This is a genomic window from Actinacidiphila rubida, from assembly GCF_900110255.1.
Lineage (GTDB): Bacteria > Actinomycetota > Actinomycetes > Streptomycetales > Streptomycetaceae > Actinacidiphila > Actinacidiphila rubida.
In genome coordinates, this window is record NZ_FODD01000109.1 from 1 (window position 1) to 1,549 (window position 1,549).

1 rRNA gene is annotated in these 1,549 nt (G+C 56.9%); it reads left to right on the forward strand.

Annotated features, from left to right (window positions below):
• Positions 1–1,549 (forward strand): 23S ribosomal RNA (locus BMW99_RS38960); the annotation flags it as partial.

Genomic DNA, 1,549 nt, shown 5'->3' on the forward strand with positions numbered 1-1,549 from the left:
TGATCTCTTCGGAGTGAGGGGGAGTGGTGGAGCCGGTGACCCGAGGTGGTAGTAGGTAAGCGATGGGGTGACGCAGGAAGGTAGTCCAGCCCGGGCGGTGGTTGTCCCGGGGTAAGGGTGTAGGACGTCAGGTAGGTAAATCCGCCTGGCTTTAAGTCTGAGACCTGATGCCGAGCCGATTGTGGTGAAGTGGATGATCCTATGCTGTCGAGAAAAGCCTCTAGCGAGTTTCATGGCGGCCCGTACCCTAAACCGACTCAGGTGGTCTGGTAGAGAATACCGAGGCGTTCGGGTGAACTGTGGTTAAGGAACTCGGCAAAATGCCCCCGTAACTTCGGGAGAAGGGGGGCCTCTCCTGGTGATGAGTCTTGCACTCTGAGCTGGGGGTGGCCGCAGAGACCAGCGAGAAGCGACTGTTTACTAAAAACACAGGTCCGTGCGAAGCCGTAAGGCGATGTATACGGACTGACGCCTGCCCGGTGCTGGAACGTTAAGGGGACCGGTTAGTCACGATTCGTCGTGGCGAAGCTGAGAACTTAAGCGCCAGTAAACGGCGGTGGTAACTATAACCATCCTAAGGTAGCGAAATTCCTTGTCGGGTAAGTTCCGACCTGCACGAATGGCGTAACGACTTCTCGACTGTCTCAACCACAGGCCCGGTGAAATTGCACTACGAGTAAAGATGCTCGTTTCGCGCAGCAGGACGGAAAGACCCCGGGACCTTTACTATAGCTTGATATTGGTGTTCGGTTCGGCTTGTGTAGGATAGGTGGGAGACTGTGAAGCCGTGGCGCCAGCCATGGTGGAGTCAACGTTGAAATACCACTCTGGTCGTGCTGGATGTCTAACCTCGGTCCGTGATCCGGATCAGGGACAGTGTCTGGTGGGTAGTTTAACTGGGGCGGTTGCCTCCTAAAGAGTAACGGAGGCGCCCAAAGGTTCCCTCAGCCTGGTTGGCAATCAGGTGTTGAGTGTAAGTGCACAAGGGAGCTTGACTGTGAGACTGACGGGTCGAGCAGGTACGAAAGTAGGGACTAGTGATCCGGCGGTGGCTTGTGGAAGCGCCGTCGCTCAACGGATAAAAGGTACCCCGGGGATAACAGGCTGATCTTCCCCAAGAGTCCATATCGACGGGATGGTTTGGCACCTCGATGTCGGCTCGTCGCATCCTGGGGCTGGAGTCGGTCCCAAGGGTTGGGCTGTTCGCCCATTAAAGCGGTACGCGAGCTGGGTTTAGAACGTCGTGAGACAGTTCGGTCCCTATCCGCTGCGCGCGCAGGAGTCTTGAGAAGGGCTGTCCCTAGTACGAGAGGACCGGGACGGACGAACCTCTGGTGTGCCAGTTGTCCTGCCAAGGGCATGGCTGGTTGGCTACGTTCGGGAGGGATAACCGCTGAAAGCATCTAAGCGGGAAGCCTGCTTCGAGATGAGGACTCCCACCCACTTGATGGGGTAAGGCTCCCAGTAGACGACTGGGTTGATAGGCCGGATGTGGAAGCACCGTAAGGTGTGGAGCTGACCGGTACTAATAGGCCGAGGGCTTGTCCAT